Source organism: Rubripirellula reticaptiva (genome assembly GCF_007860175.1).
In the GTDB taxonomy this organism is placed as follows: Bacteria; Planctomycetota; Planctomycetia; order Pirellulales; family Pirellulaceae; genus Rubripirellula; species Rubripirellula reticaptiva.
The window spans coordinates 917,653-937,819 of the sequence record NZ_SJPX01000004.1 but is presented as its reverse complement, the minus strand read 5'-3'; the positions used below and the strand labels follow the sequence as shown (position 1 = coordinate 937,819).

The 20,167-nt window shown below is 54.9% G+C and carries 14 protein-coding genes; 7 read left to right on the top strand and 7 right to left on the bottom strand.

The annotated features are described in order from the left end of the window. From Poly59_RS20695 to Poly59_RS20685, 3 genes are all read right to left on the bottom strand, one after another. Positions 1-1,398 carry an anti-sigma factor family protein gene (locus Poly59_RS20695; protein WP_146535962.1) on the bottom strand — a complete coding sequence of 466 codons (1,398 nt, stop codon included), beginning with the start codon at positions 1,396-1,398 and terminating at the stop codon, positions 1-3. Continuing rightward, positions 1,398-2,063: a sigma-70 family RNA polymerase sigma factor gene (locus Poly59_RS20690; RefSeq protein ID WP_146536128.1), complete on the bottom strand. Its 666-nt coding sequence runs from the start codon at positions 2,061-2,063 to the stop codon at positions 1,398-1,400. The genes Poly59_RS20695 and Poly59_RS20690 overlap by 1 nt, the downstream gene beginning before the upstream one ends. 207 nt (positions 2,064-2,270) lie before the next feature. Then, entirely contained in the window at positions 2,271-2,591 is a 321-nt protein-coding gene (locus Poly59_RS20685) for an FmdB family zinc ribbon protein (protein ID WP_246151805.1), read from the bottom strand. A gap of 28 nt (positions 2,592-2,619) precedes the next feature. Here Poly59_RS20685 and Poly59_RS20680 point away from each other — a divergent pair, with 28 nt between their 5' ends. After that, a complete protein-coding gene (locus Poly59_RS20680; protein WP_246151804.1) occupies positions 2,620-3,285 on the top strand; it encodes an NAD(P)H-hydrate epimerase in 666 nt (221 codons plus the stop codon). Positions 3,286-3,309: 24 nt separating this feature from the next. Here Poly59_RS20680 and Poly59_RS20675 read toward each other — a convergent pair whose 3' ends face one another. Then, the gene (locus Poly59_RS20675; RefSeq protein ID WP_146535961.1) at positions 3,310-4,011 is read right to left on the bottom strand and encodes a hypothetical protein; all 702 of its coding nucleotides are present in this window, start codon (positions 4,009-4,011) and stop codon (positions 3,310-3,312) included. Positions 4,012-4,413: 402 nt separating this feature from the next. On the opposite strand from Poly59_RS20675, the gene Poly59_RS20670 reads away from it, so the two are divergent. Continuing rightward, the gene (locus tag Poly59_RS20670) at positions 4,414-5,298 is read left to right on the top strand and encodes a DUF1571 domain-containing protein (protein WP_146535960.1); all 885 of its coding nucleotides are present in this window, start codon (positions 4,414-4,416) and stop codon (positions 5,296-5,298) included. 43 nt (positions 5,299-5,341) lie between these two features. Here Poly59_RS20670 and Poly59_RS20665 read toward each other — a convergent pair whose 3' ends face one another. The 3 genes from Poly59_RS20665 to eboE all read right to left on the bottom strand — a co-directional run bounded on the left by Poly59_RS20665 (position 5,342) and on the right by eboE (position 11,431). Then, the gene (locus tag Poly59_RS20665; RefSeq protein WP_146535959.1) at positions 5,342-8,554 is read right to left on the bottom strand and encodes an efflux RND transporter permease subunit; all 3,213 of its coding nucleotides are present in this window, start codon (positions 8,552-8,554) and stop codon (positions 5,342-5,344) included. After that, the gene (locus tag Poly59_RS20660) at positions 8,551-9,996 is read right to left on the bottom strand and encodes an efflux RND transporter periplasmic adaptor subunit (protein ID WP_246151803.1); all 1,446 of its coding nucleotides are present in this window, start codon (positions 9,994-9,996) and stop codon (positions 8,551-8,553) included. The genes Poly59_RS20665 and Poly59_RS20660 overlap by 4 nt, the downstream gene beginning before the upstream one ends. 214 nt (positions 9,997-10,210) lie before the next feature. Next, a complete protein-coding gene (eboE, locus tag Poly59_RS20655) occupies positions 10,211-11,431 on the bottom strand; it encodes a metabolite traffic protein EboE (protein ID WP_146535958.1) in 1,221 nt (406 codons plus the stop codon). 141 nt (positions 11,432-11,572) lie between these two features. Here eboE and Poly59_RS20650 point away from each other — a divergent pair, with 141 nt between their 5' ends. The 5 genes from Poly59_RS20650 (at position 11,573) to Poly59_RS20630 (ending at position 20,150) form a co-directional block, all read left to right on the top strand. Beyond that, on the top strand, positions 11,573-13,966 hold the full coding sequence (locus tag Poly59_RS20650) for a M1 family metallopeptidase (RefSeq protein WP_186776432.1): 2,394 nt from the start codon (positions 11,573-11,575) through the stop codon (positions 13,964-13,966). 456 nt (positions 13,967-14,422) lie between these two features. After that, positions 14,423-14,947, top strand: coding sequence for an RNA polymerase sigma factor (locus Poly59_RS20645; RefSeq protein ID WP_146535957.1), 525 nt, complete (start codon positions 14,423-14,425; stop codon positions 14,945-14,947). Beyond that, a complete protein-coding gene (locus Poly59_RS20640; protein WP_186776417.1) occupies positions 14,937-17,483 on the top strand; it encodes a serine hydrolase domain-containing protein in 2,547 nt (848 codons plus the stop codon). The genes Poly59_RS20645 and Poly59_RS20640 overlap by 11 nt, the downstream gene beginning before the upstream one ends. A 32-nt stretch (positions 17,484-17,515) precedes the next feature. Further along, a complete protein-coding gene (locus tag Poly59_RS20635; RefSeq protein ID WP_186776416.1) occupies positions 17,516-19,021 on the top strand; it encodes a serine hydrolase in 1,506 nt (501 codons plus the stop codon). 181 nt (positions 19,022-19,202) lie between these two features. Next, positions 19,203-20,150, top strand: coding sequence for an outer membrane protein assembly factor BamB family protein (locus Poly59_RS20630; protein ID WP_456238993.1), 948 nt, complete (start codon positions 19,203-19,205; stop codon positions 20,148-20,150). Positions 20,151-20,167 lie beyond the last annotated feature (17 nt).

Sequence of the window (20,167 nt, the reverse complement as noted above, 5' to 3'; positions counted from 1 at the left end):
TCAGTCCGAGAACCGACCGCCTTGTCGATCCAGTTCTTCCAGGATCTTGGCCGGCGGCAGCAATTCGAATTCTTGACGTCGATCGGCTGGCACGTCCATGAACCGATCCAGCGTCGACATATTTTCGCGTCGCTGCCACGGTGACTTGCGGCGAATCGCTTCTTCGGCCCAGGTTCGCAACACCATTGGTTCGAAACGCCCGTCACCGCCGCCGCTGGACTCGTGCAAAATCACTAAGTCTTCGGGGGCCAAGATCAAACGAATCAGAACAATTTCGTCGGGACGAAGTGAGTCGGGACGTTGGATTGTTTCGGCTGATGGCGGCATCCGCCGGCGCGGATCTTGAGCTCCGAACATCCAGAACAGCATTCGCCATTCTGAATCCGATCGGCCGGGCGATCGGCCTTGCATCTTCAACAATGATTCGCGTTGATCCTCCGGCAACTCTTGCAAACGCTGGGCAAGAATTTGCCGCAAGACGAAGTAAATCGATTCAATGGCATCATCACTGAGCTTACGACTGGATCGTTCTGAAATCGCGGCCATGGTTTCTCCAATCGCTTCGGCCAAAGCTTCTTTTTGCGCTTCGCCTTCGGATCCTTCGATCAGATCAACCGATTCGGCCGGCAAACTTTCTCGCCAATTCGCATAAGCTCGCATCGTCTTGATCAGTTTGCCATGGTCCGTCTGCTTCGCAACGACATCGGCGACTTCCTGGATCTTCGCACGACTTTTTTCGTCCAACCGGTTGTAACGCTCCCACCGCGAATAGTACTGCGTCCGCTGCTCCATCGGCATCTTGCGAATCAGATCTTCACGCTGATCAATTGGCACATCCGCGATCAGCATCGCATCGCTTGAGTTGCCTTCGCCCTCCGCAACGCCACCAAGTTGTTGCGATGCTTTGACCATCTGCGTCCACTGCGAATCCGCGGCTAGCGAACGCATCAAATTCAGATCGCCCGCATAGAAATAGGCGTCCATCGATTCAGCAATCGCCAACTCGCGAAGCTGTTTTTCGAACGATCGTCGTTGGACGGTACGTGTCCCAACAACCGCAATCAGGCTGCCCAATGCACAAGCCAGAAAGATGCCGACCGGATATCGAAAGCGATCCTGCATTGACGACTTGGGCGGCGATGCGGACACCAAATCGGCGACCGCTAATTCAAGAGTAGTCTCAACCAATTTTGTATTTGGCGCGGGGTCAGGCAGTTCTTCCAACAGATCCCAACCAGATTGCAACTGTTGCAATCGGACTCGCAAAGTCTCATCGTCCAGCAAGCGATTCTCGACTTCGGTTCGTTCGCTACGCTCGAGTTCCCCGTCGAGATACGCCACCAACAACTCATCATCGGGATCCAGCGGTGTTTCGTCGCTGATTGGCATTGTGCTCACTACGAATCCTCCGCATCTGAATCGTCGTCATCCGACCTATCCGATGGCATGCTCAACACGCCTGTTTCGATGTACGCCTGCAACGACTCTTTCAAATTGACGCGTGCCCGACTCAGCAATGACTTGACTGCCTTGGTTGTCAGATCCATCGTTTCAGCGATTTCCACGTAGCTCATGTTTTCGAATCGTGACAACATCATTGCCATCCGTTGCCTCTCACTTAATGCCTCAACTGCGGCGCGAACAATCGTTGCCCTTTCAGAACCTTCGGCAATTCGCCCTGGCATCATTCCGCTGACATCCAACGCGGTTGACGCCAACAGTTGGGCACCACTGTCGGCGTCCTGGGATCGTGGTGCATCGACTTCATTGACTTCGTGACGACGACCGATCGACCGAGCCGAATTTCGAGCCACGTTGCCCGCAATCGTGAACAACCAAGTCGAAAACTTCGCGCCGGGCTGATACGTCTTCCTTGCACGAAAGACTCGCATGAACGTTTCTTGCGCCAAATCTTCCGCCAAGTCGGCTCGCGGCCCCATCGTTCGCATCAGACGTACCAAGCGGCCCTCGTACCGCGCCACCAATTCCGCAAACGCACTGGCGTCATCATCTCGAACGCGCAGCATCAAACGAACGTCCGGGTCGGACTGTTGATAACGCAACGCGGTCGATTCACTAACAGCCAAGCGAGCTTTCAAATTGATGAGAAAAACAGAAAGAGTCCGCAGTCTAGCTTAATTCGGTCTGCCCAACGAAATCGATTGCATCCGATATTCAAACCCGCCTAACCCCGTCGAAGTTTCGGCGAAAATTGCCTAGCCGAATTTTCGGCAAGAATTGGCAGTTTCGAATGCTTGGTGATCAAGCGGTTAGCAACTGCCGCCGCAACAACGCGGAGCGCCACACGAACCACCGCCACCCGCGATTGGCAACGACTCGCTGGCAGCCCCCGATTTGACCGTCGGCGATGCTGTCACGCTAAAAACCCGCTGGAACTGGCCGCTACCGCACCCGGGGCACTGGGCGTCGTTGGGAATGACGTCGGCCGAAGGCGTACTGACCAAGATCTCGATCACTTGGTCGCAAGACTTGCATTCGTATTCGTAAAGCGGCATGAACGGCACCTGAAACGGATCGACGTTTTGCAGCATTCCACGGGTGCTGCGATATGATGGGGAGTGGTCCCCCATTATCGCTTCCAAAGTTCAAATTGAAAACATGAGCATCTCGCCGCTGACCCGCGACCAAGTTCGCCGAGTCGATGAAGTCGCTATCCGAGATTATGGCCTATTGGGGGTCGTATTGATGGAGAATGCAGGCCGCGGAGCCGCCGAAATCATCAATCGACTGGCCCCTCAGGGTCCAATTGCGATTCTTTGCGGCAAGGGAAATAACGGTGGCGACGGATACGTCATCGCCCGGCACTTGGAACTGTCGGGACGTCAAGTCGAGATTTTCTCGGTTGTTGATCCCCGCGAACTCTCTGGGGACGCTGCGACCAATGCCGCCATCGCGTTCAAAGCCGAAATCAGAACCACAAAGATCAACGACGCGAGCCAGATCAACCAGCAATCGTGGTCGGCGGTCGTCGATTGCTTGCTCGGCACTGGCGCGACAGGATCGCTGCGCGGAATCTACGCAGGTATCGTGGACGCGGCCAACTCAGTCGAGACGATGCGTTTCGCGATCGATGTTCCCACCGGGCTCGATTGCGATACCGGCGCAGCATCCATCCCGACGTTTATCGCCGACCATACGATCACGTTTGTCGCGTCCAAAGTCGGATTCGAAATCGGCGATGCGTCGACTTACGTGGGAACGGTCCATGAAGTCGGCATCGGAGTACCCGCGAAGCTGCTGCGAGAAATTGCAAAGTCGTCGTGATGGCGCATTCTAGGCGTTACTGCATCAGTGCAGTCGCCACTCGGTCTTGTTGTCGCGGTAACTGGTGTGTCTGGACCATGACCGAGTTCCGGACGCACCGAAGTACCCGTACGAATAGGGCGTCTTCCAAGTTTCGCGGCGCACCGCGTTAGGAATGGTTGCCGTCGGTGCCTGAATGTGATGATGCAAGCGATATCCAGGTGGCAGCGGGTTCGTGAACGAGCGGCGTTCGGCGTCGTGATGGCTTGCCAAGTCGTCATGCAGTTCACCGTGCAGGCCTCCACCATCATGACCAATCCTCGCGCCCGCACCACCATGGGACGCCGATCTTGGTTTGGGCCGCGGTGCTGCGATCACTTGATGTGCCGGCAGCGGCACGGGCAACAGATCGCCCGCCAATGTCTGAGACATTTCAATTGCGATCACTGCCGCCGACGATGGCTCGTCGAATGGTGCGACTTCGTATTGAGCGTACTGGGTTTGGCGAATCGGCGGATCGCTGCCGGGTAACTGAGCAATGCGAACGGGCGCGGGCCACATGATTTGCTTGGCTGCCATGTCGGTTGCGTCATCGTCGCCCCCGCCATCTCGCTGGAAATCGTCATCCCAGCGATCGGGTGACCAGCCCCCAGACTTCACTTGCGATTGCCCCAATACGGACGAAGAATCCAATGCCGCTAATAGCAGTAACATAGCCAGAACGTTGCGGATTGATTGGGTTCCCATAAGTCATCCTCTGAACAATGCGGCAGCAATCACTGAACAATGCGGTAGCGATTACGGCGACCAGGCAAAATAGAACGGCCAGCGTATTTTCTTTCATCGTCTTCACGGTTCGTGCCGGCCAACCTTTTCCATTAGAAAAACCCCATAATTCAATCCCCAAAACTGATCTTTTCACGACTGCGAACATCGGTGTAGGGTCGTGGATGGATCAGTGGCTGCTGAGCCTATTTTCGCGGTGTCACAAGACTTATCGATCGGGGTGAGTCGAGCGATTGTGCGGAAGCGAAGATCCACCATCGATCCAGTGACCTCGCCCCACTCAATGGGGCGATAACACAACTTCGGGCAGCTAGGATGCTGCACTTAGAAACTCGATGCATTTTTAAACGCACGGATGCCAACATGAAAATTGAACGCCGCAAATTCATCACCCTTTCGGGTTCATTTTTCGCCGCATCCTCTGCGACATCCGTGCTGGCTGAAGCTCCCCAGTTCGTCGAGCCCGTGCATCGTGTCGCCAACGCCGCGAGCATCGAACCGACACCAGCACCGACTCATGCCCATCCGCTCGATCGCGCACTCGAAATTGCACACAGCGGGCTAAAGTCATGTCGCGAAAGCGTCAACGACTATACGGCGTTGTTAGTCAAACGCGAACGAGTCGACGGAACCTTGGGGCCACATGAATACATGCAGGTCAAGGTTCGCAACCGCAAACTTTCGGGCGGTCAGATCGTCCAACCGCTCAGCGTGTACGTCAACTTCGTTAAGCCGACATCAGTCAAAGGCCGCGAAGTGATTTACGTCGAAAACTCCAACGACGGCAACATCGTCGCTCACGAAGGTGGCTTCAAAGGCAAGTTCCTGCCCACGGTCAACATTCCGCCAACCGGCATGTTGGCGATGAGGGGCCAACGGTATCCGATGACCGAAATTGGCGTTGAAAACCTGATCGAAAAACTGATCGAACGCGGCACACGTGCTCGCCAAGAAGCCGACGTTCAATGCGAGTTTCGCAAGAACGCTCGCGTGAAGGACCGCACCTGCACCGTGTTGCAAGTGACTAGCCCAACCAAAGTCGAAGGATTGGATTTTCATCAAGCACAAGTCTTCATTGATGACGCATTGAACTTGCCGATTCGGTACATCGCCTATGACTGGCCAACTCGCCAAGGCGCGGCACTGGAAGTGATTGAAGAGTACAACTACTTGGACTTGAAGGTGAACGTTGGTCTGACCGACGCTGACTTCGACCCGTACAACAAGCAGTACAACTTCTATTCGTAGTCGTGGCTACGACGGTCAGCGCGACCGCGTCTCTGCTGACTTGCTAGATGCCGTCTTCCGACCGGGACAGCTTTGCTGTCAACAAGTACATGACGGGCGCTAACACCAGCACGACGATCGTGCTGACGGTAAGCCCGAATGCCAAGCTGGTCGCCATTGGCGAGACCACCTGAGCTTCTTTGGACCGTTCCAGCAAGATTGGCAACATCCCTGCGACGGTCGTCACCGACGTCAGCAGCACCGCGCGAAAACGCCGTCTGCCGCCGTCCATGATCGCTTCGTGAATCGGCAATCCTTCGGCAACTCGTCGATTGATAAAATCAACCAATACGATCGAATCGTTCACCACCACACCCGCCAGAGCGACGATTCCAAAGATACTGAACAGCGTCAATTCGATGTTCATCACGATGTGTCCGATGATCGCGCCGATGAACCCGAACGGGATGATCGACAATACCAAGATGGCTTGCCAGCACGAATTGAACTGAACGGTCAGCAACAAGAACATCGCGCCCAAAACAACGAAGAAACCAATCGTCAAACTGTTGACCGTTTCGGCGGTCTGTTCTTGTTGGCCGGCCCATTCCAGTTGAACGTTGGGAAACTCCTTCTCAAACTGGGGCACAAAGTTGGCTCGCATATCGGCGACCACGTTGAACGCGTTCCCCTGGTTCTCGTCCACGTCGGCGACGACGCCTACCGCCCTCATTTGGTCGACCCGTCGAATTTCAGCAAACCCTCGAGCGACTTCGACATCAGCCACTTCAACGAGCGGTCGTTCGGTGCCGTCGCCGTTGCGAATTCGAATGCCGTCAAAGCTGACCAACGTGTTGCGATCTTCGCGTGGATATCGAACTCGCAGCGGCACTTCGTACCGACCACGCTGCAGTCGCATGACTTCCTCACCGTAGTACGACGCCCGCACCGTTCCAGCGACATCCGCTAGCGAAATCCCCATCGCCTTGGCATCGTCGCGGACCTTCATCCGATACTCCCATTTGCCTTGCCGCGTATCGGTCGCAATGTCTGAGACATAGGGATACTCGGACAGTTTTTCTTTGCAGCGACGGATCGCCGCGTCAAGCTGTTCCAAGTGTTCGGCGCCAGCCATCAAACGCAATTCAATGGGCAACGACGCTGGTCCTCGCGGTGATGCGCCGAACGCAACTGCTTCGGCACCCGGAAACTTGCCCGCCGCCTCTCGCCACATCGACACAATTTCTGCACTTGAAACGGTTCGCTCGCTGATCTCATTCAATTGAACGAAAATGCCGCCCACATGGCTTGCCGGTGCCGCGCCGACAGCATCGCCCGATGATCCAACCGTTCGCTGCACGACAAGGACGAAGCCCCCTTTGTCGGTCGTCAACTTTTCGTCGATCGATCTTTGATTGACTGCCAAGATTGCATCTGCCAGACGCTTCGTCGCCGCGTCGGTGACGGAAACAGGCGTACCATCCGGAAACGTGACTTGGCAGGTCACGAACCCAAAGTCAATCTTCGGCAGCAGCAAAAATGGAACCAAACCCGATCGCACCACTCCCACCGACAGGATCAACATCCCCGCCGCAGCCGACATGACGATCGCAGGATTGCGAAGCGACACCGCCAAGATTGGCAAATAAACGCGATCAACAAACCATTGCAAAAACCGCGTCATCGCAGCACTCAAGTGGCTGATCACCCACCCCAACGGTTTCAGCGGGAACAACAACCATTCCACTGTATCCAGGAACGCACTGCGTCGGTGCGAAAGGTGAGCCGGCAAAATTGTCAGACTCTCGACCATCGATATCAACAGCATCGCACCGACGCAAAGCGGCAACACCACCGTCAATCGTTTGATGTTGCCTTCCAAGTACATGATCGGCACAAAAGCAATCACGGTCGTCAAGATCGCCGTGATCACCGACGGCATCACTTCGGTCGCGCCGTCGATCGCCGCATCACGATAGCTTTTACCCATTTCACGGTGGGCGTAAATGTTCTCGCCAACCACGATCGCATCGTCGACCACGATCCCAAGCGCAATTAGGAACGCAAACATCGACGTCATATTCAACGTCTGGCCGCCGTAAAACATGTAAATGCAAGCGCCCAACAGCGACACGGGAATCCCCAAAGCCACCCACCACGCCAAACGCATTTCCAAAAACAGCGCCAAGACGATGAAAACCAGTACCAATCCCATCCAGCCGTTTTTGGTCAGCAGATCCAGGCGACTTTTCACGCTTGTCGACCGGTCTCGCATGTGCAGCATCGTGTATCCAGCCGGCAATTCCGACTTTTCGCGATCAACAAACTCTCGCACTTCGTCAGACACACGGATCAGGTCATCAGCGCTAGTCGTTTCAACGGAGATCACAACGGCGGGACGTCCGTTGACTTCGTTGATTGACGAATCGACTGCGAATTCATCTCGCACTAACCCCAAATCGCCGACCGTCAACACCGCGCCGCCCGGCTCACTGACCAGCGGGATCCCAGCGATGTCTTCGCCCAGTTCGCTCTTGTCGCTACCACGAAGCAAGATTTCTTGCGATCGGCCTTTTAACGTTCCGCCGGGAAGTTCGATATTGTTGGCACGAACGATCTCGGCAACTTCACGTAACGACAGGTTGTACTCGCGCAGCGTTGACTCGGCGATTTCGATGTCGATTTGAAACTCTGGTGCACCGACGAGATCGACGACCGAAACCGAAGGCAGCGACAACAGATCGCTGCGCACGGTTTCGGCGACTTGACGCAATTGCAATGCGGCTTCGGAAACCGCGGCTTCGTTGCGTCCCTCACCGGCACCTGAGTTTTCAGGCCCTAGCACCGCGACGCGAATCGCCGTGACAAAGTTGGTTTGCAGCCGCACGTCCGGTTTCTCGGCGAGCTCCGGGAAGCTAGGAATTTGATCGATCAGCATCGTGACTTCCGTCAACACCCGCTGGGCATCTTCGCGAGTCGTATCGCTATCGAGTTCCAACATGATCGATCCGATGCCCTCGCGAGCGGACGACGTCATTTCGTCGATACCGTCAACCGTGCGAATCGACTCTTCGATCTTTTCGAGGATCCCTTGCTCGATTTCGTCCGGACTTGCGCCGGGGTAAACGACCGACACGTTCAGCACGTAGAGTTCAAAATCGGGCCAGAAATCACGTCGCAGCTGCGTCAAGCTATAAGCGCCCAACAACAGCGTTCCCAGCATCAGGACATTCATGGCCTGCCAATTTTTGACGGCCCAAGCGACGACCGATCTCATCTGACCGCCTTTTCACCAACAGATTGCTCGCGAGCAGACTGTTCTGCGGCGGACGGTTTTCCAGCCGGCAAACCAGGTTCCCCCGTCAATACCGGCTTACCCTCACGCTCTGACTTGCCGGCCGAAATCAATTTCATCCCTTCACTGGGATTGCTTACCGGCGAAACAACGACTGAAGTTTGCGCCGCCTGGGACGCCAACTCGTCTAGATCGATGATCACGCGAGTTCCTTGGCGAGCGACGACTTCGATCGGCTGGATGTGTAATGCTCCGTCGCGATTAATCCAAATCCGATTGCCAGGGCGAATTGCCGTTTCGCTGCAACTTGCGAGCTGCCGGCGAGACTCGGTCTTCAACAGTACCGACACAAACATTCCTCGCATCAATCGACTCGGTCCGTCGCTAAGATCATCTTGCTCAGCACGATCGGGCCGCGACACCTGCTCCGGTGCATCGACTCGAAACAGACAAGGATAGGTGCGAGTAGCGGGGTCGATACCGGCGCCGTCAATGCGTTCTAACACAGCTTGCCACTGATAGGTCCGCGCCCCGAGACGATACTGGATCGTCGCGGGCACCGGCGGGACTTGGTCATCGGCGGTCAACTCGGCTTCGCTGCCAACCGCATGAGCCGAATTTGAATTCCACACGCGATACATTTGATCGACGGTCAAATTCGAACGAACTTCGACGACGGAAGTGTCTTCGATCGTAACGAACGAGGTTCCGGCAGCCACGAACGATTGTTCCTCGACCGATGACGAGACAACTCGGCCGTTAATTGGCGATTTCACGGTCGTTCGGTCAAGATCAAGTTGGGCTCGGTCGATTGCAACGCGGGTTGCGACTTGTTTTTGCACGATCAGTTCGCGTCCGGCTAACAGATCACGTTTGCGATTCCCAGTCTCGACAAGCGCCGCCCTCGCCGTCAACTCGGCTCGCTTGGTGACGTCGACTTCTGACACCGACGCCGCCTGTCGCTTGACCAAAGCATCGACACGCGCCCGCTCATCGGCTGCAAGCTGCAATTGCTCGCTGGCCAGCGACAACAGCTCAGTGGTGTTCTGAATGCTGATGTCGGTCGCGGCCAGTTCGGCAGCCTCTTGAGCCTGTTGGGCGCGAAGCCGGCGTAGCTCTAATTCGAACTCCGTTGTATCTAATTGAATCAGGGTCTCGCCCGCAACGACGGAACGACCGGGGCGAAGATTATCGGACTGTTCGACGACGCGTCCCGCGACTTCCGTCGCCAAGCGGATCTCTCGCAACGGCACGACGACACCGTTGGCCGACAACGAGACCGTCCCGGAATGGGGAACCAGCGACTCGGTCGTCACAACCGTTCCGTTGGGCTTGGGCTGTTTGCCGCGGACAGGCCGTTTTCGCTCGCCCAGAAACGAGTATCCGAACAGGCACCCGCCAATCACAGCCGTGGAAACGACCAAGTTGACAATCGTGCGAAAAAGCGGACGGGGAGGGGAATCAGTTTGCAATCATGCACCTAATCATCAAGTAGGGTCACCCAAATCATCGTCCGGACATCTTAGTCAGAAAATATGGAACCCCACCAACCACCCAAAAGTTCCTGGCATTCCTCGGCTGACGATGGCTCGTAAGGTCATCGAACGGGCGAGGAAAGACAGATGATCAGGCGTCTGCTCAGTAGCTTTCGATGATTGAACGCCGCAACCACATCAACTCGCCAGCAATGTCTTCGGCCAATCCCCGTTTTCGCATGGACTCAGGAAGCACGCTCCACGCGTATGTTTCGATTTCTAAGTGCCCCGTAAAGTCCACATCGCTATTAGGGGCCGCAAGTGTTTGCAAACAATCAAGGACTTCGGCGTGCGTCGTCGTCAAATGGCCGAATCGTTCCAAAAAGATAGGAACGTGAAAGTGAACGACCCATCGATCGTCGCCCCAGACAGGATCGCCATCTTTGGCGACTCGCCCGATCAGTTCGGGCAAGTCTTCGACCAACATGTTTTGGCCGGTCGCCGTTAGACGCATGGTTTGGTGCAAATATCGGTCTTCGGCAAAGTGCTTGAGTTGCTCGATGGCTTCGCGGCGGCGTCCGATCGCCATCGATTGCCAATCGGCAACCACGGCGCTGCTAACCTGGACCTTGCCGATGGTGATCCCTGCGGCTGCCAATTGGTTCAATACATCGCTTTGGCTTTCCATCATCACAGCAGAATGGCAAACGTCGTGACACACCGTTAAGTGCCGCCGATGCCCCGCTTCGGGCAACTGCGAGTGGAAGAAATCGACCACGTCGATCGTCGTGTCCAACAAACATCCAGGCTCGGGTTCAATCGCGACGACAATCCGTCGGCCAGTTTTTGATTCCAGATCCTGCAAGAAGATCGCCAGGTCACGAAACTGCTTGCCGGCCGCATCCATTCGCTTGGCGGTGTCATCGGGTTGGCCGCCGTCCGACTGCGTCGGCCAACCGATCGGCAGCGTGCTGATCGACCCCATCGATTCGGTTCCCCCGGCTGGATTATCGGGCAAGATCGCAGCCAGAATTTCAGCGAGCTGCTTGGTGTATTCCAGACGCGCCGGTTCCTCCCAAGTTGGCCGATAGACCGCATGTTTGACCACGTCTTGGTGAAAATTATCGTAGGGAAAACCGTTGATCGTGTAGGGCTGAAGATGCCGCTGACGAAGAAATTTTGCAAACTCGTCCGCTTGACCCACCAACTGAGACGCCGCTTTGGCGGGCAACCACAGGCCGACGCCAAGCATGTCCAGGCCCGCCTCGATCCGAGCCGGAACGGCAAATTGCTCGAGATTCTTTTTGACCGATTCAATTTCGGTGCCAGCGTGAACGTTCGTGCAATAGCCGATCGTCCAGTCCGTAGGGGCTACATTCGTCACAATAAGTCGCAGAAAACAGAGTTAGGGGTGGATCCGATGCCTCAGTTTAAGCGGGGGACCCGTTTGACCGCGACCCGATTAAACTGACCCAATCAACCAAATCGTTAGACCGCTCATTTCCTCCCATAAATTGACACCATGATGCTTCGTTTCAGTCTTGCCTTGGCATGTGTCGTCACTTTCACATCGATTGGATGGGCGCAGCCCCTGGCCAATCCCAAGCATTCGGACAGGGCTGATCGCTTCTACCAGATCGACCAGTGGTTGCCGACGCCCAATTCGGCACGAACGGCTTCTGGCGCTCCCGGCCCCCAGTACTGGCAGCAACGGGCCGACTATGACATCGACGTGACGCTGGACGACGCGAACCAAAAGATTAGCGGCACCGCACGAATCCAGTACCACAACCTGTCGCCCCATCCGCTGTCGTATATCTGGGTCCAATTGGACCAAAACCGTTTCCGCCCCGACGGAGACTCAGTTACCAGCGCGCCGGCACCATCGCTGGCACCCAAGATCACGTTCGACGCGATGTCAAGCATTTTGGCGTCCATGGTGTTCGATGGCGGTTACAAGATCGAGTCGGTGAAGTCATTCGACGCCAAGAAGTCAGTGGTCGGCGACGCGATGAAATTCACGATCCATCAAACCATGATGCGGATTGACCTGGACAAACCACTCGCACCGGGCAAGTCACTCGGCTTCGTCATTGACTACCAATACAACATCGTTGACGCAAAAGTGATCCGTGCCCGCGGCGGATACGAGTTCTTTGAAAAAGACGACAACTACATCTACGAAATTTCGCAGTGGTATCCGCGAGTCGCCGCCTACACGGACTACAGCGGATGGCAACACAAGCAGTTTCTCGGCCGTGGCGAGTTCACGCTGGAACTCGGCGACTATGACGTTCGCATTACGGCACCGTCCGAAATGGTTGTGGCGGCAACGGGAGTATTGAAGAACGCCGACGACGTGCTGAAACCCGAATGGAAAGAACGGCTTGCCGAAGCAACTAGCGCTAAAAAACCAATGTTCATCGTCACGCCGGACGAAGCAAAAACTAACGAGCCCATTCGAACTAAGAAAACAAAGACTTGGGAATTCCGCGCCGACAACGTTCGCGACTTTGCCTTTGCGGCGAGCCGAAAATTCATTTGGGATGCGATGGGCGTCGACGTCCAAGGTCAAAAGGTCATGGCGATGTCGTATTACCCCGGCGAAGCCGAACCGCTTTGGAGTCAGTATTCGACCGAAGCGATCATCCACACGCTCGACATTTACGGCAAGTATTCGTTCGCCTATCCGTATCCGGTCGCCATCAGCGTCAACGGGCCAGTCTATGGCATGGAATACCCGATGATCTGTTTCAATGGTCCCCGTCCCGAGGAAGACGGAACGTACACCAAAGACACGAAGTACGGACTAATCTCTGTCATCATCCACGAAGTGGGCCACAACTTTTATCCGATGATCATCAACAGCGACGAACGGCAATGGACGTGGATGGACGAGGGACTCAACACCTTCCTTCAATACCTGGCCGAACAAGAATGGGAAACCGATTACCCGTCACGCCGCGGCGATCCTGAAAAAATTGTGCCGTACATGCGAGGCGGAAACCAACGCCCGATCATGTCAGGCAGTGAAGAAATTCTGCAATTCGGAAACAACGCGTATTCCAAACCAGCGACGGCCCTGAACATCTTGCGTGAGACAATCTTGGGCCGCGAACAGTTTGACTTTGCCTTCGCCGAGTATGCGCGTCGCTGGAAGTTCAAACGGCCAACACCAAGCGACTTCTTCCGCACGATGGAAGACGCCTCGGGTACCGACTTGGATTGGTTTTGGCGTGGTTGGTTTTACAGCACCGACCATGTCGATCTAGCGATCGAGGATCTGAAACTGTTTCAAGTCGACAGCGGTGATCCGGATGTCGAAGCAGAACGAAAACGCAAAGAAAAAGACGACAAGGAACCTACGTTGTCAAAAGAGCGAAACGAAGCGTTGCGCAAACGAATTGAATGGCAAGCCGGCCTGAAAGACTTTTATAACAGCGAAGACTATGACCCGCTTGCGGTCGACGAAGCGGCCCGCAAGTCGTTTCAAAAGTTTGTCGATGGGCTGAACGAAAAAGAACGGGCGATGCTGCGTCGTTCGACCAACTTCTACGTCGCCACCTTCAAGAATGTCGGCGGTTTGGTGATGCCCATCATTGTGCGACTGCACTACACCGACAACACCAGCGAGCTATTCACGATTCCGGTCGACATCTGGCGAGGCAACGGCGACCGAGTCGGAAAGCTGTTTGTGACCGACAAAGAGATCACTCGAATAGAACTGGACCCGCGCCGCGAACTCGCCGACACCGAAGTGTCCAACAACCACTGGCCGCCGCGAATCGTCCCCAGCCGTTTCAAGTTGTATAAAGACGAAAAAAAGAAAAACCCAATGCAAAAGCTGCGGGACAAGAATAAGGATGACGGCGTGACGGATTCGGATTCCAATTCGGAAGACACCAAGGACGAAGAATAACGCTGAATGGCTAAAAGCGAGACGTTGACTCTAAAAGTTTTGGCTGGGTCACTTTCCTAGCCAAACTTCGCCGCCGGTTCAGCTTCAGCCTTGTTCGCATGCGTCGACGGTATGACGGATCCTCAGAACGACACCATCATCTTCATCGCACCTGCGTGAGAAGCCGAAGCCAATGGCTAGTCGTTTTTTACAGGGCTTTTTTGTTTGCTACTCCAAGCCCGTTTGTTCTCGGCATTTCTTTTCGCATCTCTCTTACCTAGCTAACCCGAATAGCTAGGTACATCGCACCACCTAGTAGTTTCCTCTTTCGTGCATTTGCACAGTTTTCGCGGCTGTTTTTGATACTGCCGCTCCAGAAAACACCGCTCGAATTGCACGATTTCTTGTAAGCAACGTTCATGTCACGTTACCAACGGTGATAGAACGAGAACTTGCATCGCTGGTAAGAGGCAGTTTGTGATTGATGACGACCCCAAGTCGATATTCACGCGGTGGCTCGACGAGCATAGCTCATCAGTCATCCAGGTCGCTCGTGCCTACTCGCTCAACAGCGAAGAATGCCAAGACTTGGCTCAAGAAATTCTGCTTCAAGCTTGGCAATCGTTGCCCAAGTTTGAAGGTCGCGCCAGTGCGGCGACATGGTTTTACCGCGTGGCCCTGCACACAGCGATGAATTGGCACCGCAAGGACAAGCCGCGGCGGACGAATCAGAAACCACTGCTAGAGACGCACGCGTCTGTCTCCGAACGCACAGACAGTGGCGAGCAATTGCAACAGCGAGAAACAATCGAGCAACTTTACAACGCGATCCACCAATTACCGAAAACGGACGCCGCGATCGTTCTGTTGTATTTAGACGAACTTAGCTATCGCGAGATGGCGGACGTGCTGGGAATTTCAGAGAGCAACGTGGGCGTGAGGCTGAATCGGGCGAAGAAGGCTTTGTCCACTCTGTTGAATGGAGAGTCCGATGAATCTTGAGAAATTCCAACAAGCATGGAAGGCCGATGCCGATCAAACTTGCGTCACGATCGACGTCGACTTGCTATCGAGGGAAGTGCAGCGAGACCAACAGAATTTTCGATCGACGATCTTCTGGCGAGACGTTCGTGAAGCAGGAGGATCGCTGATTTTGATACCCATCTGGTTTACGATGGGCTTCGTCGTGCCGTTGCCGTGGACGTGGTATCTGTGCGTGCCGGGATTTCTTTGGGTTGCGACATTCATTCTTGTGGACCGCCAACGTCACCCGCAGCGTCCAAGCGGACCAGGTCAACCGCTTGGTTTCTATGCGAAGGAATCGTTGGTCCAGGTCGACCATCAAATTTGGTTGTTACGCAACGTTGTTTGGTGGTACCTGTTGCCGTACGCAATTCCCGCGATGGCGTTCTTTCTTCATGTGACCTGGCAGGCGCAAACCAACTGGTGGAACTTCCTGCTCTTGGGCGGATTCTTCAACCTGTTTTTGGTCGTCTTGCATTGGGTCATCTACCGCGTGAATCAAAACGCGATCCGAACACAACTTGAACCACGACGCCAGGATCTGTTGAAACTTGTTGCAAGCCTAGAAGATGACGCGAACAGCGAAGACGGTGGCGACATCATGGAATTGGTAGCTGCACTTGCGGTTCCGATTCACGATGCTGGCCTGAGCCCCGGTTGGGAACGTTGGGCAGCGACCTGGAACCGGCTGATCCCGTCGTGGGGAGCCGCTGCGACCATCATGGTGCCTACGATGATCGGCGGATGCTGCGGGTTCCTCTACCCGACTCCTGACATGGGACCCGCGTTCTTTCAAACGGTTGTTGCCGCAGTTATCCCATTCGAGATTGCGTTCGGATGCGTTTGGCTGCGGTCCTACGTCAAGCAGAAGCGATCGACGTTGAGTCGCGACGATGCAAACTCCCCGCTCTCGGTCACCGTGTTGGCAAGATCTTCGAACGAAACACTGACGAGATTAGACATGACAGAATCAACCTTAGCGGCCACCCATTCACCTGCGGAACTCAAACGCTTGCCAGAAGCCCCCGCGATCGTGATCATTGTCTTGACGTTGTTCATTGGAACCATGGCAATCTTTGCGGTGTTCGCATGCGTTGCCGAATCCAAAGAAACGCCTCTGACAATTCCCGCGCTCAGTGATGTCAGTGCATTCAACAGCGATGATGTCTCGCGTCTTGACACGTGGATGCAGAAATTTGTTGACGGTGGGTATCCCAGTCTCAGCGCCGTGGTCGTTCGCGACGGCGAGGTTGTCTACCGGGGCGCGTTTGGATTGGCAAACATCAAGGCCGATACCAAAGCGACTCTGCACACTCAGTACAATGTCGCATCAGTGACCAAGGCTTTCACGGCCTTGTTGGCGGCGATCTTGCATGACCACGGCGTGATTGATTTGGATCAGCCTGTCGCAAAGTACCTTCCCACCGGTGTTACGATCAGCAAGACGCCTGACGTAGGAGCAACGATCACGTTGCGACAGCTTGCGTCCCACACATCCGGTTTGCCTCGAGGCGTGCCGGGACGTGTGCAATCGGTCGAAGGATGGTACGAACTAGAACCACCGTTGCTTTATGACCATCTATCCAACGTCCAGTTAGAATCGAAGCCAGGGGTGGCTGAAGAGTATTCCAATCTTGGATTCGGGTTGCTCGGCCATGCCTTGGAACTCGCTGCCGACAAACCGCTCGATCAACTGATGCAGGAATTGGTTTGCGATCCACTGAAGCTGGAACAAACGGCAATTCAGGCAGATGATACGCTCAGACCAGCCACGGGCTACGCTGAACGTTCACGGATAGAAAAAACGCACTCGTTTCAACAACGCCTGGCGGCTTCCGGGGGCTTAGTCACTTCGATTGAAGATCTGGGTAAGTTCCTGGCTGCTCAAATGAAACCTAGCGTTTTTTCCCCTGAAATCCTGGCACAACTTCACACGCAAACCAAGTTATCGGATGGTTCGACATCAGGCACATCACTTGGATGGTCGGTTCGTTCGCGTCCATTGATTGGTCGTCTTCTGAAAAAGAATGGCGGCCGAAACAACTGCAGCGCGTGGATGGGATTCGCTCCCGAGCAGGGTGTCGGTGTTGCGATCGTTACCAACTGTGGCGGGCCGGATGTCGACCCGATTGGCTACCGTTTGTTAGAGCAATCGATTCCTCTTTCGCAGAGGAAGCTGGTAACATCAGCGGGTTTTGCGAAGGTCGCTCCGTACACTGGTGTCCGCTGGGAGCAGGACCAACCAACTGTTTGTGTACGCGGCCAATGGGCTAAACTCGTCTCAGTCAATGATGTGCCGATCGCCGGAATCATGGATTTTGCGAAGAGGGAATACAAGGAGAAGGCGCAAAAGAGATTCGCCGAAGACTTGGTCGAAGTGTTGTCAAAGATGGGGCACCAGCCAGACTGGATGGTGACTCTAGAACTGAAGGCAGAGAACGGGCAAGTCGAGCGGTCGCAGGTACTGATGACAGCAGAAAACCGCAAACATGTTCGGCGATCGCTGCGTCCATGACGGTCTCGCCCCAGTTTTGTATTCCCTATTTTATGTCTTTGTTCCGCAACGCTTCATTGCCAGAGTTCTTTATGAAATCGATTCCTGTCATTTTACGATCAGTCGTCATTGTCTTGTTGCTTTCCGCGCCGAGTATCTGCTTGAGGTCAGATGCGGACGATTCATCGCGAGAGATGGCGGCGAAGCTTGCCGAAATTTCCCGCAAACATGACTTGCCAGCGATGGTCGCGGCCGTCGTCAACAGTGAGGGACTGGTAACGTCGGCTTGCTCTGGCAACCGCAAGCGAGGAACCGCGGACGAGGTCGAGTTGTCCGACCGGTTTCCTATCGGGTCGAACACGAAATCGATGACGGCGACGTTAGCAGCAGTCCTCGTAGAATCAGGAAAAATCAACTGGAATACAACTGTCGGTAACGTTTGGCCCAAAGCCAGTGACAAGGATATTCACCCGAAGCTCGCTGCGGTAACGCTGGACGAGTTGCTGTCTCATCAAAGTGGACTTCCCGCCAACATTTCAGATGTTTCTGCGCAAGCGTGGGCTAGCTTCTTCGACGAGAAACAGTCGCCTGCGTTGGAACGCCGACGCATGCTGAAACTAGTGCTTTCCAATCCGCCCTCGCACGCTCGAGGCAAGTTCGTCTACTCGAATCTCGGCTACGCGGTCGCTTCTGCAATGTTGGAAACGAGCGCAGGCGAGTCGTTCGAGTCTCTGATGAGGAAACACGTGTTTGGTCCACTTGAAATGCAGTCGGCAGACTTTCGTTCGATGGAGTCCGCGAAACAACTTCAGCCGCCGTTGCTGTGGGGTCACCAAGCAGACGGAGGCAAGCCACTTGATCCTAGAAACGCGGGATCCGAAAACCCGACCGTCTATGCCGCGGCGGGAACCATTCACGTGTCGATCGAAGATTATGCCAAATATGCAGCGTGGCAATTGGCGGGCAAGCCCGCGCCGGTGCTTCGATCAAAGGACGTCTTCGATCATTTGCACAAACCACAAGCCGACTATACGACCGCCGGCGCAAAGTACGGGAGCGGTTGGATCATGATGAACACAGGACTCGGTCCCGCCTTCAACCATGCGGGTTCCAACACAAACACGTTCGCGTTGATTTGGCTTTTTCCGGAGTCCGACTTTGGCGTGATTGTCTGTACGAATTCGGGACAAGAACAAGCGTTTGCCGCTTGCGACGAAATGGTCAGTCATTTGATGGCCCAGCACGCGGGGTCCAATAACTTACAACCTCAACCGGCCCTCGTAGCCCCGGCCCTCGGAGAAATTGGGCCTGAGCGTCTTGTCGGCCGCTACCAACTTGCACCCAACTTTGTTTTCGACGTGACTCTCAGAGACGGTCATGTCATGGTTGGTATCACGAATCAGCCAACTCAGGAAGTCTTCGCGGATTCACCAACCCGGTGGTCGTACCGAGGAGTCGACGCGAAACTCGAATTCCACCTTCGGGCGAAAGGCCCTGCGTACGCCCTCACACTTCACCAAAACGGTGCGGCCCAAAAGGCAAAGCGAATTCGCGACTGAAAAGAATGCAACCGGGACTCCCGCCTTCTTCTCGCTTTTGCGTCGGGTTACCCCCAAAAGGCATTTCCCCCAACGGAAAAAGTGATTCGTCTACGAACCGGTAGTCAATGGCAGCCACTTTTGCGCCATGCTAGGCTGGTGAGTTATCCAACTCGCCACACTTCCCACCTAAACGATGAAAATGATTCGAAACCTGTCTACCGTAATTGCCGCGATCCTGATTTCTGTTCCCTCGCTCGCCCTTGCCGATCACGATGTGCTGCTGCAAGGCAACAATCGTCTGGCGATCATTGACGCGGATGGCACCGTTAGCTGGGAAATGCGCTGGGGTGGCATTCATGACATTCACCTCCTTCCCAACGGCAACATTCTGACTCGCCAAGGCGGGGCCAAGGTCGTCGAGATCAATCCGACCACCAAAGAATTGGTGTGGTCGTACGATAGCGCTCAAGAAAACGGCAACGCAGGAAAACGCATCGAAGTTCACGCATTCGAACGTCTTGAAAACGGCGACACCATGATCGCCGAATCGGGTGCGGCACGAATCATTGAAGTCAACCAAGACGGCAAGATTCAAAAAGAAATCGCGTTGACGGTTGAACATCCGGGCGCGCATACCGACACGCGATTGGTGCGGTCAACCAAGTCGGGAACCTACTTGGCGACTCACGAATCGGACGGCAAAGTTCGCGAATATGATCGCAAGTCAGGCAAGATCGTTTGGGAGTACGAGGTTCCCTTGTTTGGCCGCGAACCGGCTGGCGGACACGGCCCCGAAGCCTACGGAAACCGATTGTTTTCGGCACTGCGTTTAGAAAATGGAAACACTTTGATCGCGACCGGAAACGGTCACGGCGTCATCGAAGTCACGCCTGAAAAAGAAATCGTCTGGCAAATCCAACAGGACGACCTGCCGAACATCAAGCTGGCTTGGGTAACGACGCTGGAAGTGTTGCCCAACGGGAACTACGTGATCGGCAATTGTCACGCCGGGGCGGGCCAACCGCTGCTACTCGAAATCAATCCGTCGAACAAAGAAGTCGTCTGGACCCTCGATCGCTTCGACGACTTCGGCAATAGCGTTTCAAACTCGGTACTGGTCGACATGGCTGGCAAGTCGATTCGGTAAACCTGCTAATCCAGCGT